Annotated in this window: 14 protein-coding genes; 1 reads left to right on the forward strand and 13 read right to left on the reverse strand. The window is 36.0% G+C overall.

Translation table 11 applies throughout. The features are described 5' to 3' along the window. The first annotated feature begins 7 nt into the window (after window positions 1-7). Window positions 8-1150 (forward strand): inorganic phosphate transporter, encoded by a 1143-nt coding sequence (locus tag L0B70_RS09830; RefSeq protein WP_235141625.1) that lies wholly within the window; start codon window positions 8-10, stop codon window positions 1148-1150. A 292-nt stretch (window positions 1151-1442) separates the two neighbouring features. On the opposite strand, the gene L0B70_RS09835 is transcribed toward L0B70_RS09830, so the two are convergent. From L0B70_RS09835 to L0B70_RS09895, 13 genes are all read right to left on the reverse strand, one after another. Next, a complete protein-coding gene (locus L0B70_RS09835; protein ID WP_235141626.1) occupies window positions 1443-2459 on the reverse strand; it encodes a glycosyltransferase family 4 protein in 1017 nt (338 codons plus the stop codon). A 114-nt stretch (window positions 2460-2573) separates the two neighbouring features. Continuing rightward, window positions 2574-3446, reverse strand: coding sequence for a glycosyltransferase family 2 protein (locus tag L0B70_RS09840; RefSeq protein ID WP_235141627.1), 873 nt, complete (start codon window positions 3444-3446; stop codon window positions 2574-2576). After that, the gene (locus L0B70_RS09845) at window positions 3443-4426 is read right to left on the reverse strand and encodes an EpsG family protein (RefSeq protein ID WP_235141628.1); all 984 of its coding nucleotides are present in this window, start codon (window positions 4424-4426) and stop codon (window positions 3443-3445) included. The genes L0B70_RS09840 and L0B70_RS09845 overlap by 4 nt, the downstream gene beginning before the upstream one ends. 84 nt (window positions 4427-4510) lie before the next feature. After that, window positions 4511-5659, reverse strand: a complete 1149-nt coding sequence (locus tag L0B70_RS09850; RefSeq protein WP_235141629.1) for a CapA family protein — start codon at window positions 5657-5659, stop codon at window positions 4511-4513. Window positions 5660-5681: 22 nt separating this feature from the next. Beyond that, window positions 5682-6845 (reverse strand): glycosyltransferase, encoded by a 1164-nt coding sequence (locus L0B70_RS09855; protein ID WP_235141630.1) that lies wholly within the window; start codon window positions 6843-6845, stop codon window positions 5682-5684. Between the two features lie 5 nt (window positions 6846-6850). After that, a complete protein-coding gene (locus L0B70_RS09860) occupies window positions 6851-7780 on the reverse strand; it encodes an ATP-grasp fold amidoligase family protein (protein WP_235141631.1) in 930 nt (309 codons plus the stop codon). Beyond that, window positions 7777-8793 carry a glycosyltransferase family 2 protein gene (locus tag L0B70_RS09865; protein ID WP_235141632.1) on the reverse strand — a complete coding sequence of 339 codons (1017 nt, stop codon included), beginning with the start codon at window positions 8791-8793 and terminating at the stop codon, window positions 7777-7779. Before L0B70_RS09865 ends, L0B70_RS09860 begins: the two co-directional genes overlap by 4 nt. Window positions 8794-8832: 39 nt before the next feature. After that, window positions 8833-9834, reverse strand: coding sequence for a glycosyltransferase family 8 protein (locus L0B70_RS09870; protein WP_235141633.1), 1002 nt, complete (start codon window positions 9832-9834; stop codon window positions 8833-8835). 11 nt (window positions 9835-9845) lie between these two features. After that, window positions 9846-10784: a glycosyltransferase family 8 protein gene (locus tag L0B70_RS09875; protein ID WP_235141634.1), complete on the reverse strand. Its 939-nt coding sequence runs from the start codon at window positions 10782-10784 to the stop codon at window positions 9846-9848. 9 nt (window positions 10785-10793) lie between these two features. Then, window positions 10794-11780 (reverse strand): glycosyltransferase family 2 protein, encoded by a 987-nt coding sequence (locus tag L0B70_RS09880; RefSeq protein WP_235141635.1) that lies wholly within the window; start codon window positions 11778-11780, stop codon window positions 10794-10796. Beyond that, a complete protein-coding gene (locus L0B70_RS09885; protein WP_235141636.1) occupies window positions 11761-12390 on the reverse strand; it encodes a hypothetical protein in 630 nt (209 codons plus the stop codon). Before L0B70_RS09885 ends, L0B70_RS09880 begins: the two co-directional genes overlap by 20 nt. Continuing rightward, entirely contained in the window at window positions 12391-13473 is a 1083-nt protein-coding gene (locus L0B70_RS09890) for a DegT/DnrJ/EryC1/StrS aminotransferase family protein (RefSeq protein WP_235141637.1), read from the reverse strand. It lies immediately after the preceding gene. Further along, window positions 13470-14909: a lipopolysaccharide biosynthesis protein gene (locus L0B70_RS09895; protein ID WP_235141638.1), complete on the reverse strand. Its 1440-nt coding sequence runs from the start codon at window positions 14907-14909 to the stop codon at window positions 13470-13472. The genes L0B70_RS09890 and L0B70_RS09895 overlap by 4 nt, the downstream gene beginning before the upstream one ends. Window positions 14910-15002: the final 93 nt, after the last annotated feature.

Genomic DNA, 15002 nt, shown 5'->3' on the forward strand with positions numbered 1-15002 from the left:
AAAAAGAATGGATTTACCAGTTCTATTAATTATAATCATTGTTTTAGCTTTAGTATTCGACTACATCAATGGTTTTCACGATGCCGCAAACTCAATCGCGACCATTGTTTCCACAAAAGTATTAACGCCGTTTCAGGCCGTTCTTTGGGCTGCAGTCTGGAATTTTGCCGCCTTTTTTCTTGCCGCTTATGTTATTGGTGAATTTAAGATCGGTAATACCATTGCGAAATCCGTGAACGAAAATTTCATCAATCTCGAAGTTATTTTTTCGGGTCTCGTCGCGGCCATTTTCTGGAATTTACTCACCTGGTGGTTCGGAATTCCGTCATCCTCCTCGCATACCTTAATCGGTGGCTTTTTGGGTGCGGCTTTAATGTATGCGCTGGTTTCCGATTATGAAATTGTTGCGTTGGCAAATGTTGATTTGGTTTGGTACGATAAACTGATTCTGGCCCTCAAGCAAGTGGGCACACAGAACGTGGTCCGCTACGAAAAAGTAATTCCGATCTTCCTCTTCATCTTTCTTGCACCCGTTATCGGCGCCGTAATTTCAATCATTATTACGTTAATCATCGTCAATATCAGTAAAAGAACGAGTCCGCGAAAGGCTGATAAAGTCTTTAAAAAACTGCAGTTGGTATCGTCGGCTTTATTCAGTTTGGGACACGGAACAAATGACGCGCAGAAGGTGATGGGAATCATCGGTGCGGCCGTAATTTATCACCATGTTCAAACCCTGCACGATCCCGTTTATATCGCTTTGGATGGGACGCACCAGTTTAACTATTTCGTAGAACATTATTTTTGGGTGCCCTTTACGTCCTTCTTAATGATTGCTTTGGGAACGATGAGTGGCGGTTGGAAAATCGTAAAAACCATGGGAACGCGCATCACCAAAGTGACGCCATTAGAAGGTGTAGCTGCGGAAACATCTGGCGCTATTACGCTCTTCATCTCCGAGCATTTCGGGATTCCGGTTTCCACGACGCATACCATTACAGGTGCCATTATTGGTGTTGGCTTAACCAAAAGAATATCCGCCGTACGCTGGGGAATCACGGTAAGTTTATTGTGGGCCTGGATTTTAACCATTCCAATATCGGCGATGGTTGCGGGAGCGACTTATTTGATTGTTACGTGGTTGATGTAGGGAAGACGCAAGATATTTAAAAAACCACTTCCGAAGGGAGGTGGTTTTTTGCATATTAAGTTTTTTCCGCGTTGAGGTAGGAAACTCGAGAGATTTTTAAAAGCCCCTTTCTAGAATTCTGCGGTTTGAACGTTGTAATTGTAGCAGTTCTATAAAATATTTATTGTTTCAAACAATGTCCATATTATTGGTATTCAGTATTTGTAAAGGCTGTTGTAATTTGATGCAACATAAAATAATTCTCTATCTCGATTTTATAATAATTTCAACCCTAGTGAAATATACAATTTTTCTATAAAATAATTTCTCTATATTTTTCTATTACCTTCTCCCAGACCTGATTTTGTTCATATTTAGACCTCATTGTTTTTCTTGCTAAAGCTGCCATAATCTTTATTTCTTCAGGGTTCTCAATACAATATTTCATTTTTTCAAATAAAGCATTTTCATCTTTAGGAGGAATTAAGAAGCCGGTTCTGTTATTCTGAATAATTTCGTTACAACCGGTAATGTCGGACGAAATAGCGGGAATACTCATGGCGGCAGCTTCCATTAACACGATACCGAAACCTTCTCTATAGGAAGGAAAAACAAAAAGGTCCATTGCTTTTAAATAAGATCGTACATCATCTTGCACACCCGCTTCTAATATCATTTCGTTATTGGCAATAATTTCGAGTGTATCTTCTCGAAGTGGATCAAGTTCATTTTCAAAATTTCCAATCAAAAGTAGTCTAGTGTTTTTATGAAGGGCATTAATTTTATCGAAAGAGTGCACCATTTCATTAACACCTTTATCACCCACTAATCTGCCAACAAAACCAAAAACAAAGTCGTTTTCTGAAATATTGTACTCATTTCTTATATCTTTTAATTCTGGATTTTTAGGACTGAAATGCTTAAGATCTATTCCATTAATACTACCGTTCCAAATAATTTTAACTTTCTTATTCGAAATGGCATCTTTAATTAAAGTTCTTTTAACGCCTTTGCTGACTGCAATAATATCTGTAGCAAAATAACAACATATCCGTTCCATGGTCATCAAAAGTTTTCTTTTAAATCCTAACGTTCCTTGATATCGTAAGCCATGAACATAGTAAACTCTGGAAGGAACTCTGCAGAGCCACGCAGCGGTCATAGATAAAAAGCTGCCCTTCGGCGTGTTACCGTGCACCATATTGGGTTTTTCTTTCAAGAAATAAGCGATTAATTTCACGAGGCTAAGAATATCGTAAATAATCGAAATTTCTCTTTTCATTACGACTGGATGTTGATTCACTTTGTAGTCAGCCGCTGTTTGAAACAATAACTTTTCCGGCGATGAAATTAAAGTAACGTCAAACTCTCGCTTTAAAACGTCAATTTGGCCTTTAAAAAATATAAGGGAGGTAGGAACTGTTGTTACGATAAATAACTTTTTTTATGCATTTAGACCTTTTACTGGAGTTGATTGAATTTTCATAATCGCACTATTAAAACGATTCTTCTGTTCTTCGGTGAGGATGTTTTGGCTGCGATTTTTTTGAAGAATATCTAATTTTCCTAAACCATGCAGTATCTTTACAGTAAATGATTTTAAGTACGATCTTAGGATTACTATATTAATCATAGTTTCCCCATACTTCCTGATCATCATTCGTTCATTCTTGTAAGCCCGGAGCATTTTATGTATTGTAACATTGTTTTCTTCACGATAGATATAGAGAGGCTCTTCAATCGAAATGATTTTTAGATCATTTTTCTTTGAAGACCGGAACCACAAATCTACATCCTGAGCTATGCTCAGGGTTTCATCATAGCGATTTCTTTCATACCATGATTTTTTTGCGATAAGTGCTGCATGTGTGATCCCAATTTTTCTTTTAAGTATTTGATGGAAAGTTACAGAATTATAAGAGGAACCCCTAATACCAACGATTTCCAGATTGTTTAAGACAGAATATATACCGGAGGTCACAATATCTACATTATTGGCACTTATGATTTCTAAAAGTTTTTCAATTCTATCTGGTAGCATCAGATCATCTGCGTCCATTCGTAGGATATAATCATATTTGGCAATGTCGATGAATTGATTTAGCCGTCCCGCTAATTTTTTATTTTTCCCATCAGATATAACACGAACACGTGAATCTATAACCGACCTTGCAATTTCTAAGGAGCGATCCGTGGAGCCATCATCAATTAAGACCAGTTCCCAGTTCTGGTGAGTTTGGGCAAACACAGAACGGATTGCATCCGGTAAAAATTCTTCAGCATTGTAAAACGATATAGCGATCGAGACAAAAATCATAGTAAGCCGGGATTTGTAAGATAGGGTGTAAGATTAGCCATTTTCGATAAATAAACGGCGTAGAAAAGCAAACATATAACGACAAAAATGCGGACTGCGAGCCCTCCGGTTGCTAGACGTTTGTTTTTAAATACTAAAGGAAAAATAAACACATTGCCAAGCGCAAAATAATTGGTTAACCGAATGAAATTAACATCACTATTTGTCGCCACGACCACTAAGTAGATAATAGAAGTAAAAAGAGCATAATTTAAATAAATATCATAGAGTTTTATCTGCTTTTTATTAAAAAATTTTCTGGCATAAATTAAAAATAAAGTGATCAGAATATAGAAAGCAGCCAATTGGTAGCCACCCGTAGCACCGCGATCTTCATAAACAGCATACCGTTCTTCTACTGCAGAATCGAAGAGACTTAAAATCTTACTTAAAAAATAAAAGCTAACAACACCTACGACAGCGAACAGGACTGTTCTTTTATAAGTAAATGGCAAACGTAAAATAAAATAAAAAGGCAGCATGATTAAGACCGTGCGATGGAATAAAGATGCGATGGCAATTACTAAAAAGTACTTCCACATCTTTTTTTCAATCAGGTATATTAATGAAATAGCACTTATAGAAACCGCAATGCCCTGCCTGGCAGCATTAAAAAAAATCACATACGTTCCCAGAGCGATGTAAATAAAAACAGAGAGCAGGACGTTGTGAGAGAGTTTGGTTATTACATATAGATAGCAAATTACACAAACTGAGGCGATACAAAACAGTAGTGCCCAGTATTCTGTCGAAATTAAACTTGCTGCATACTCTAAATAAAGATATCCGATCTCTACATTCGTAGATATCTGGAAAACCTGATCCTTTTCAGCTTGGAAGGTATTGTACATTCCTACATAATTGTTAGTATCGGTACCTACGGAGGACACGCGTACCCCTGCGAAAACGATTAATAAAACGACAGAAACAATTACCGGCAAGCTCTGAAATTTGAGAAACCTATTATTTTTTGCCAAAGCCAGTACAATACTTATGATAAGTAGATTAATGAAATATGGAACCATTTATTCTTTTGAATTGCGTTTAAGAATCGTTTGAATCACTTCATTATGAGCTTCACAACGCATAATATTATGGCTGGAACGTAAGTATTTTTTAAGAAAAAATACCGAAATGAATTTATTATTGGTCCATCTGTTTAAATGGATGAAATAGCGGTTGAGCGCTAAGTATTGCGGCAGGTATAAACTTTCTTTTTTTCTGCAGAACTTTTGCCAGGATTCTCTTATAAATACTGAGTCATTTACTAATTTCGATCTTTCTTCAATTTTCTTTAAAAGTTTTTGATTTTCTTTTTCTGTTAGTAGTCTGATACCACCTTCTTTAATCGCTTGAACTCCTTTGTAGTTAATTTTAAAATCGTTCTCATTAAACTGCACATCTAAGAGCAAGCCCTGATTCCAGGAATCATTTCCTTCCCTATACCCAAAAAGAGTATTTCCCTGCCCGTAGACAATGGTTTTATCCTGATAACGCTCAATAGTTCCGATACAGTGGCTGTGTTGACACGTTACCAAATCGGCACCTTTATCAATAAACCGTCTGCACTTTTTTTGCAATAAGGGACTTGGATATTCGTAATATTCGATGCCACCATGATAAAGGATGATCAAGTGATCAACCCGTTTTTTTATTTCAGCGATCAGGTCCAAATCTTCGTAAGGATCGAAAAAATTCGCACCATATTCATTTTCAGAAGCGGTATTGAATTCCTGTTCTGCAAAGGTTAAAAAAGCGATCTTTTTTCCTTTGATCTCTTTAATAAACGGTTTTTTGGCCTCAATTAAATTGCGGGCAGCCCCAAAGGTATTGATCCCAATTTTAGCAACAGCCTTTAAAGTAGACTGCACGCCTTCCTCACCACAATCTTTAATGTGATTATTCGCCAGACTCAGCAGATCAAAGCCTGCCTTTTTAAAGATATTGACGAAAGCAGTATCGCCATATAAAATAGGACCGCTTTTTTTAATGGGTTTTGGATCATCGGTGAGGACAAACTCCAGATTGCCCACTAAAAAATCGGCATTCTCAAAAAAGGGTAGACAATCACCAAAAATCTGCTCGTGATCGCCAGATATAAAATGATGCTCTGTATCCTTAGTAGGACAAAGATCTCCTGAAATTACTATTGAAAATTGATTTTCTAAACCCATAATTTATTATCTATTGCAAAAATTACTTTGAATATAATTTCTGATAACGATCCTGCAAAATTACCACGTTTGATTTTGTATCAAAGCCGTTATTGATGATAATCTTAGAAATAAGATCCAAATCTTTATTAATTATTGACCGGTTTTTGATTTCTTCTGCCCAAACATCAGCCTGAAAATGATTGAAAAAGTGGACCAGATCAACTCCCATATCTACGCTTGTGGGAAAACCGGTATACAGATAACAGTCTAATCCTGCAGCCTGTGCTTCGACCGCAACCAGGCCAAATCCTTCCTTCAAGGCAGGTGCTACAAAAATATCACAACTTTTCAAAACCGCAGGAATATCAGAACGCAAACCTAGATAGATGATGTTCTCTGTGATCCCATATTCGGAGGCCTTTGCCCAAATTTCTTCTAAATAGGCTGGCTGGTCGGCGCGTCCCGCAAATACAAATCTGAAATCAATATTTTTCTTCTTTAATTCTGCTAAAATATCCAATATAAAAAGAACGTTTTTGTGGGCAACAATACGTCCGACATTCCCAATGACTATGGTATTATCATTTAAATGGTAAATTTGTCTTAGTTTCTCTACCGCCTTATCTTTAACATTTCTAAAAGAATCTACATCGATGGCATTGTTAATGACTGCAGAATTATTTTCATTCAAAAATTTATGGTAGAATAAACTCTTGTTGGCTTCTGGCGAACATCCCCAAAAACAATCCGCATATCGATTGATCAGAAACTTCTGCATGTGCAATTCGGTTTGACTTGCCATCCGTGATAAAATGCTTCCTCTGAATTTCAGATCTGCATGGGAATGTACGATCACTTTTTTCACACCCGCTTTTTTCGCGGCTAAAGCGATCATTCCAGATTTTGCATTCATATGAATATGTACAATATCCGGCAGACCTAATTCCTCTGTTACTTTTTTAAATGCGGCGAAGTAGTTCTTGATGCCCAGATCCCACTGCGCACCGATATGTTTAATCCTGCCTCCTTTTGCTAAAATTTCTTGATCAAAATCTCCAGTGGTATTCCCGTCTTTGATTTTATAATTAATTAAAAAATCGAACTGGAAGTGAGCAGATATATGCCGAAAAATATCCATCAGCATCACTTCAGCGCCTCCTCTGTTCATAGCACCTGTTACATGTAATACTTTAATTTTAGACATTGCTCTTAAATTTTCGTAGGGAGTGTTAAAAGTTCACCTAAAATCTGATCATATTCTGGCGGTGTAAAATCGGGTAAACCACTTTTTGGATAAAAAGTCATTTCTCCAAAAACGATCTTCTCTTCCACTTCGTAAAAATCCACTCTCACAAAAGGAAAATCATGTGCTAAATCTTCCGCAATTCTTACCATTTCACTTAGTTGAGCTGGTGGTTCAATATCGATATCCGGCCTTGGTTTTAAATCTTTTCCAAAGGGTAGAATCTGCCAATCTAAATCATAAAAATTTTGCGCATGGTTGGCCGTATCGCGACCTTTGTTAGCTTGTACAAAATGAACTTTGCCATTAAAACAGAACAGTTTATAATCCATGAGAAGTCCACTTTTATCCGTTAAGAATTTTTCTACCAGAATTCTGGCGGGCATATTTTTATAAGGCCATTCGCGACCCGGCCAAAAGATATTACTGTTCAGCCAAATATCGAAGGTTTTTTTCCACCAAAACCAGTTGATCTTGCTTTTATCGGTACAGATCAAGTTCCACCCGCTGCCATGCGTAGCTTTAATCACGAATTTTTGGGGTAAAGTTTGAAAGGGAATCGCGTCGACCTTGGTATAGACGCCAATAATTTCTGCTAAAATAGCAGAATAGCCTTTTTCTGTAAGATATTTTCTGACTTCATATTTATCGGCACACACCGTCGTTAGCTCATTGTGGTAGTTCAGTTTCAACCACTGCATTTTATCGCTGAAGGTTTTGGGCTGTTCCAGCTCAGGGAACTTTCCGGCGCACGAGTGAAACAACTTTTTAATCGCCTCAAGATCAGAAACATTTTTTAAATTTTCTATGCCTTTCTGCTGCTGGTTTTTGGACCAGAGGTAATATAAAAAAGCATTCCTGTTTTTTAAACCGACCAAATAATTTCTTAGACTCATGATTTTAATTTTCTGTAAATGAATCGGGACCAATTCCACATCTTCAACTGCAGCTTTCCTTTTACACTTCCCTGTAAAGCCGAAACAAAGTAGCGGGTCTGCGGTCGCAGATCATGATCTTCCTTCAGGTAAGCACAAAGTTCCGGTGTTATTCTTTCCTTGATTAACTGTAAAGCTTCTTCTTTCAACTCGGGCTTAATATTATCGTACATGCCTGCAAAGAAATTCAACCGCTGGTTCAGAAATACATTCCGGTATTGTTGGTATAAATGATGGTCTTTTAAATAACGCTCCACAATATCGGTAACATAAACCAAATGGAATAATTTACCATCCTTTTTAGCGGTGGTCGCATCGGGTTGCTGACGGTAAAAACTTAGTCGCTCCGGCAGCAAACTTATCTTATCGAGTTTTGTGATCAGATGCCAGTGAACAGGAATATCCTGCCGCGTAAAACCCGGTGGGAAATAAATATTGAGTTCGCGTACTTTTTCCGTGCGTAATAATTTGACCCAAGTGAAGGCAGGTCTTTGCAATAACTTTATTTTATTTGCCGGATCGATCGCATGTAATTCTGAAGTTTTTACTCGTAAAGCTTCAATCTCTTTATTTTGATAAAAAGTTACATAATCCCAAAGCACCATATCCGCTTTATCTTTCTCTGCCATAGCCACGGCTTTTTTGAATAAAGAAGCGTCATAAAGATCGTCACCATCCAGAAATGTTACATATTTTCCTTTTGCCTCGGCAAGACATTGATTACGGGCAACAGCAAGGCCTTTGTTTTTTGTTTTTAAGATGAGGCGAATCCGTTGATCTTTTTCTGCATATTCCTGTAAAATCGCCGCAGTACCGTCGGTAGAGGCGTCATCTAAACAGATGAGTTCAAAATCAGAGAACGTCTGATTCAGAATACTGTCGAGGCTCTCTCGAATGAACGGCGCTACGTTGTAGGTAGCGAGGGTGATGGACAGCAAGTATCCTTCATTTATTGTATTATTTATATTTATCATTGAAAGAGCATATTGAGAACAGACAAGTTCTTTATTGTCTTACGAGTTAGTTAATTTTCTTAGCCACGTTTTAGGTCGAAAACTTTGTAAAGTTCGCAAAGTATTAACAAATAAAAAATATGGTAGAAAGTGAAATAATTCTTTTACCCAGGGTTCTAAAGTTTTAGAGGGTTGGGTAAATTCAACATGTGCCCATGGTGTCTGTTTCTGAAATTTTCTATATAACTTTTTTAAAGGATGATAATTTCCTTTTACCCAGGGTCGGTCTGTAAGATACGGGGTCAAATGACAAAACACAGGATTATCTTTTGCTTCCTGAAGCAACTTGTCATTATAATAGTCCTTCAAATTATGGTAATCCAAAATCCGTTTGCGATTCAATACAAAAATTGGGGTCATCGCATTAAACTTAGGGTGAAGTACTTTTTTTTCAAGACATACTCCGTTGATCGTTCCCTGATCATGATAAGAAACTTTACCCTCATAATGATTAATGAAATTAATCATTTTTTCTTCCAAGTTTTTTTCCCGCCACTGCTTAAGGTTTATAACCAACATGCCTGCATTAAAATATGGATCGGCAGCACTTAAACCTACATTTAATTTTTTATCAATTGAAATAACGTCCAGAACACCTGCAATGTCATAACCTTCGATATCAATATTCCATAATTCTCTTAAGGATTGATTAATAAAACTGTCACAATCCAAATAAATCGCTTTTTCAACTGTCAATGGTAGTAATGTAGGTAAATAAAGGCGGTAATAAGTTGCTAAAGACCGCACTGAGGCTTTTACACTTTTTTCTAAAATAGAATGAATTATTTTGGTGTTTAAATAAGTAATTTTCGCATTATATTTATTTACAATCTCATCAATCAGCTTTTTATTTTGCACTGAGATATCCATATCCATCACGTAAAAAACGATCTGATCTTCATATCTGTTTTTTTCACTATTCCGATTACTTTCTAATATTGAAAAAATCGCAATGCCCAAAAACGGAGCATAATTATTATCTGCACTTAAAATTAAATTCATTAAATATGTTTTTATTTAGATGATCTTGGAAATATGATTGTAAACACTCTTTTCATTTTAAGTGAAATTCTATTCAATTTTTTCCTAATTACATCTTCTTTATTATAGCGTTTGTAAAAATATGAGTATTGCGTGGTATTATTCTTTACAAAATTCCACCAAACTGTTGACTGGTCCATATATTTTGAATCCCAGGGCTTTTTTGCTGTAAAATGATAAATAACTGGTTTTTCAGATAATTCATATTTAGAGAATAAATCCCATTGATCAGCCCCTTTTGCTCTTACCGCGTAGGTAGCGTTAAATTTTGGAGATAGAAATAAAATTTTATTTTTGCAACTCATATTTAATATATCCTGATCATGATATTCCCATTTATATTTCGCAAGCTCAAGCCATTTTTCCCATATCTTTGTTAATCTTATTTTTTCCAAATTTATTAATAATACGCCGGCATTGATATACGTATATTTAGCATTTGAAAAATGTTCTTTCCAATAGGGTATCTCAACCAAATGTTCCTCAAAAACTTGATGAATATAGAGATTCCTAACACCGCCAATAATGTATCCGTCTAAGTTTATGTTGTACAGTTCACTTAAGTCATCATTAATTAACACATCTACATCCAAATAAAGTATTTTATTTTCCTGAGGAAGTAAATCATGTAACATTAATCGATAATATGTGGACTCCGTTATCCCCCGATGTTGATGCGCATTCTGAAAAGTACTTTTTGCCTCAACAAAATTGATGGTTAGGTTTTTATTTGATAAACTTTGAATATGAGCTTTATTAGCATCTGTCAAATCTTTGTTAACAACACAATAAACAATATAGTGAGTTTGCTCTTTGGCATAATAGGATAATGAAGAAATGCTAATAAATGCCGGCAAGGCAAAATTATTATCAAAACAGAAAACGATTGGTATACTGCTGGGGTTTGTCATAAAAATCAATTAACCAATTTTACGTAATATGCGGAAGTATGTAAATAATTTTCGATCACTACTAATAATCTGTAATTTATAAAATAGCATATTCCTTGTGGGATTTAAAGCTTTATATTGATGAAAAAGAGATTTAAAGCTTTTAAAATCACCTATTTTTAAATAAATTATACAACAATTCAAATATTTATTAGCAATATGAAATTCAAAGTACTTTCGTAGATCTTCTGCAAAATCAAACATCATTAATTTCAAGAGCGAAGCCATTTTCAAATTAAAATCTATATTTTTTTTAAAATCCCCCAATATATTTTTTGTCCAAGAATAGCTAGTGTTTATTCTGTAAACGCTCATTGCATCACACATAAATAGCCCATAACTATCTTTTAGAGCATACATTTCTAAAAAGTAATCACCAACGGGAGCATTAACAATCCATTCCGGAAATTTTAAAAAAACTTCTCGCTTGAAAAAGTAAGAAGATGTGGGTGCAAATTGGCCTTGTGCTTCAAGGATATTTTTGGATAAAACTCGTAACATCATTGTAGACTTAATATAACTAGGAGTCGGATTAACACTGTTGTTTTCTTCTTTATAGCAAGGATGAAATATTATTGAGCATTCTTTATTCTCATTTAATAAATTTGCCTGCTTCTGTAATTTTAGGGGATCTATCCAGTAATCGTCACCTTCACACATTGCAATGTATTTTCCTTTAGCACGATTAAAATTATACTTCTGATTCATCCCACGAACTCCTTTAGAGTACTGATTTTCTTTCTGAAAAATAGGTTTAATTATGTCCGGATAACGTTCCTGATATTCTTTAATGATATTTTGCGTACCATCTGTAGATGCATCATCATTAATAAGAACTTCAAATTTAAAGTCACATTGCTGCATCATAAAACCGTCCAAGCATTGTCGGATGTAGGGCCCATGATTATAAGTAAGGCAAGAGATTGAAACGATTATTTCATTTTGCAGGTCTTCCATAAACTACTTTTTTAGGGGCGATCGTACTCATAACAAGAGAACCAGCTCCCACTACTGTATCATGACCTATTTTTTCAACTTTTCCTGAAACTGTTGTTGTCCCCATTCCTACGAGTACATTTTCCTCCACAACAGTATAAGCTCCAATCAATGAATGACCGGCGATGTAGCAATGCTCAGCAATCGTCACATTATGCGTAAGCCCTACCCCGAAGGATATAATACTATTTTCTTTGACAACAACATCAGGCTGTACGGTTACGTTCGCATGAATTTGCACCCCTTCATTTAATACACTAAACCGAGATACAGATGCTGTGGGGTGAATTAAAAGAGGGAGCATACCACCTTGCTTTTTAATCGTATCAAAAACTTCTTTTCTTATTGTATTATCGCCCATCGATAAAGCGAAATTTACGGAGGCAATATCCTGTTTAAGAAAACTTTCTGTATCAGAGACAATGGGATAACCCCATTGCGTTTTTCCTGTTAATTCATTGTTATAATGAATCAAACCCATAATTCTATAGCCATTTAATTCTGCTAACTCGATGGTTACTGCGGAATTATGTCCTATACCTATGATATATATTTCCTTTTGCTCCATCATTTAATTGTTTTGCACTCTTAAAATTAACCTACAAACCATATCTACTTCCTCAAAACTTAAATCGTAATAAAGTGGTAAGCACAGCACTTTCTTTGATACCTCATCGGTAATTTCCAAGGCTTTGGGTGCCAAATAAGGCAAGGCAGATGCCAAACTAGGATAGAAATATCTGCGTGTTCCAATTTCATTGTTTTTCAATCGATCCATGATTCGCAACATGAGCTCTTCAGAATCAAAAACCAAAGGATAATACGCTCCTTTATTTTCAGATCCTTTATGCCATTTTGGGCGATAGGCTTTTAGGCTTGTGAGTTTATCGTCGTACCGCTGGGTAAGGGCTTGCCGCTTCTTGATTATATCCTCAATATATTTTAGATTGGATAGTCCCATGGCGGCATGAAGCTCAGAATTTTTTCCATTGAGGCCTAACTCCGCAAAAGTATCAAACCCCGAAATACCAAAGTTTCTAATAGAAGCAAGCTTTTTGAGAAGATCGGCGTTTTGTGTTACGACAAATCCACCTTCCACAGAATGATAGAGCTTGGTCGCATGTAAGCTGCAGGTTGAAATATCACCATATTCAAAAATTGATTTTCCGTTAATTTCCACCCCAAAAGCATGAGCGGCATCATAAATAACTTTTAAACCATGTTTCTTCGCAATTCGGTCTATTGTTTCCACATCGCAAGGATTGCCATAAACGTGGGTTGCCAAGATAGCGGTTGTGTTATCGGTAATGGCGGCTTCAATTTTAGTGGCATCAATATTTAAACTTTCGGCATCAATATCTACAAAAACCGGTATACATCCTTCCCAGACGATACTTGAAGTGGTTGCAACAAATGAAAAAGGGGTTGTAATAATTTCTCCTTTTAAGTCTAATGCTTTAATCGCCATCTGTAGCGCAACAGTTCCATTGGTTACAAATAAAATATGTTTCAATTGGAGATGTTGTTTGATTTCCATTTCCAGTTGGCTTGCGAGCGGACCCATATTGGTCAACCACTGTCGGTTCCATATCCCACTTAAGTAATTTTGATAGATCTGCTGTGGAGGAAGAAAAGGTTTGGTTACTGGTATCATTTTTTTAAGATAATAAATTTAAGCTCTTTTAAAGGTTCACTTTTAAAGAGTTGAGAGATGAAGATATAAAAAAGAGTTGCAGCGATGCTGCTACCCGCTAACCGGAAAAAATCTACCGCATGTATATTTTTAAGGAGATAATCGGTTCCGAAAGCAACTACACCTGCAATTGCGCCTAGAAAAAGCATCGGCAGTATATCTTTTATTTGTGTCCACGCGGGATAATCCAGGAATTTTCCGCTGTAATAACTGTTGACAAAAAAACAAAGGACTGAAGAAACCACGCTTCCATAAAGCAAGCCATATATTCCAAACCGAATTGAAACAAGAATAACCAATACGGCAATTATTTTTTTTACCACTTCCAGTTTCAAAAACAGATCGCTCCTGCCTTTTACTTTAAGTATAATTAAATTATAAGAATGAATCGGATAAAGCAGTCCATTTAAACATAAAATCTGAAAGTAGGGTACTGCGGGCAACCATTTCTCAGTAAATAAAAAGCGGAACAAAGGCTCTGCAAGTCCGGCCATAATGAGCAATACCGGTGCTACCAAAAAAATAACCATCTGCATAATTTTTTTATAGGCACTTTTCAAACGGATCTCATCATTTTGCATTGCAGCAAACAAGGGAAAAACCACTTTATCTACCATATTGGAAATATTCATCACAGGTAATTGCTTTAGTGTATCTGCCCTATTATAAAATCCTACCTGAGCAGGTAAGAAAAATTTACCTATTATGATTGTGTAAGCATTTGAAAAAGCGGTATCTAAAATACTTGAAAACATAATTTTTATTCCATAATTAAAATGTTTCTGAAATTTCTCCACTTTAAAACGTAATACCGGTCTCCATGCTGACCAATACCAGTACTGGGCAGAATTAAAAAGTGATTTTACGATGGCTGCTCCTACTAAACTCCAAACACCATAGCCATACAATGCCATTCCAATCCCCACGATGCTGGAAATTACCAGGGAAGGTACAGCGACCTTCATCTGTGTTTTAAAATTTAAACTCTTGGTAAGTCGTGTTACTTGTACTGCAGAAAAAGCATCAATTACAAAAACGATTGAATATACACGTAGGATATTAACCAATAAGTTTTGTTTATAAAAATCTGCAATGAATGGTGCAATTGCAAAAACTATTAAATAGATTACAATACTAACACCTACATTAAAATAAAAAACGGTAGAGAAATCATCATCATCAAGATTTTCAGAACGAACTAAAGATTGTGTCATTCCGCCACTGACAAGAGCATTACTAAGACCCACAAATACACCAATCATGGCAATTAGACCAAACTCCGCTGGTAAAAGCAAACGTGCCAGAATGATGGATACCACAAAGGAAATCCCCTGCACACTAAATTGTTGTGCAAAGGTCCAGAGCATACCCGAAATGGCTGTTTTCTTTAATGACATCTGATCAGTTGGATTGCTTTATTAATAATTTGCTCTTCATTTTTATTTTCTAACTTTTTGAAATGATCTGTTTACCTGTATTTAAATTGGTAA

It is taken from the genome of Kaistella sp. 97-N-M2 (assembly GCF_021513235.1).
Lineage (GTDB): Bacteria > Bacteroidota > Bacteroidia > Flavobacteriales > Weeksellaceae > Kaistella.

Bases quoted from the DNA above. Each gene is read 5' to 3' on its own strand.
- L0B70_RS09880 (WP_235141635.1), bottom strand. From the start codon at position 11,780: ATGGAAGACCTGCAAAATGAAATAATCGTTTCAATCTCTTGCCTTACT.
- L0B70_RS09865 (WP_235141632.1), bottom strand. From the start codon at position 8,793: ATGATAAATATAAATAATACAATAAATGAAGGATACTTGCTGTCCATC.
- L0B70_RS09870 (WP_235141633.1), bottom strand. From the start codon at position 9,834: ATGAATTTAATTTTAAGTGCAGATAATAATTATGCTCCGTTTTTGGGC.
- L0B70_RS09875 (WP_235141634.1), bottom strand. From the start codon at position 10,784: ATGACAAACCCCAGCAGTATACCAATCGTTTTCTGTTTTGATAATAAT.
- L0B70_RS09895 (WP_235141638.1), bottom strand. From the start codon at position 14,909: ATGTCATTAAAGAAAACAGCCATTTCGGGTATGCTCTGGACCTTTGCA.
- L0B70_RS09890 (WP_235141637.1), bottom strand. From the start codon at position 13,473: ATGATACCAGTAACCAAACCTTTTCTTCCTCCACAGCAGATCTATCAA.
- L0B70_RS09830 (WP_235141625.1), top strand. From the start codon at position 8: ATGGATTTACCAGTTCTATTAATTATAATCATTGTTTTAGCTTTAGTA.
- L0B70_RS09850 (WP_235141629.1), bottom strand. From the start codon at position 5,659: ATGGGTTTAGAAAATCAATTTTCAATAGTAATTTCAGGAGATCTTTGT.
- L0B70_RS09855 (WP_235141630.1), bottom strand. From the start codon at position 6,845: ATGTCTAAAATTAAAGTATTACATGTAACAGGTGCTATGAACAGAGGA.
- L0B70_RS09860 (WP_235141631.1), bottom strand. From the start codon at position 7,780: ATGAGTCTAAGAAATTATTTGGTCGGTTTAAAAAACAGGAATGCTTTT.
- L0B70_RS09885 (WP_235141636.1), bottom strand. From the start codon at position 12,390: ATGATGGAGCAAAAGGAAATATATATCATAGGTATAGGACATAATTCC.
- L0B70_RS09840 (WP_235141627.1), bottom strand. From the start codon at position 3,446: ATGATTTTTGTCTCGATCGCTATATCGTTTTACAATGCTGAAGAATTT.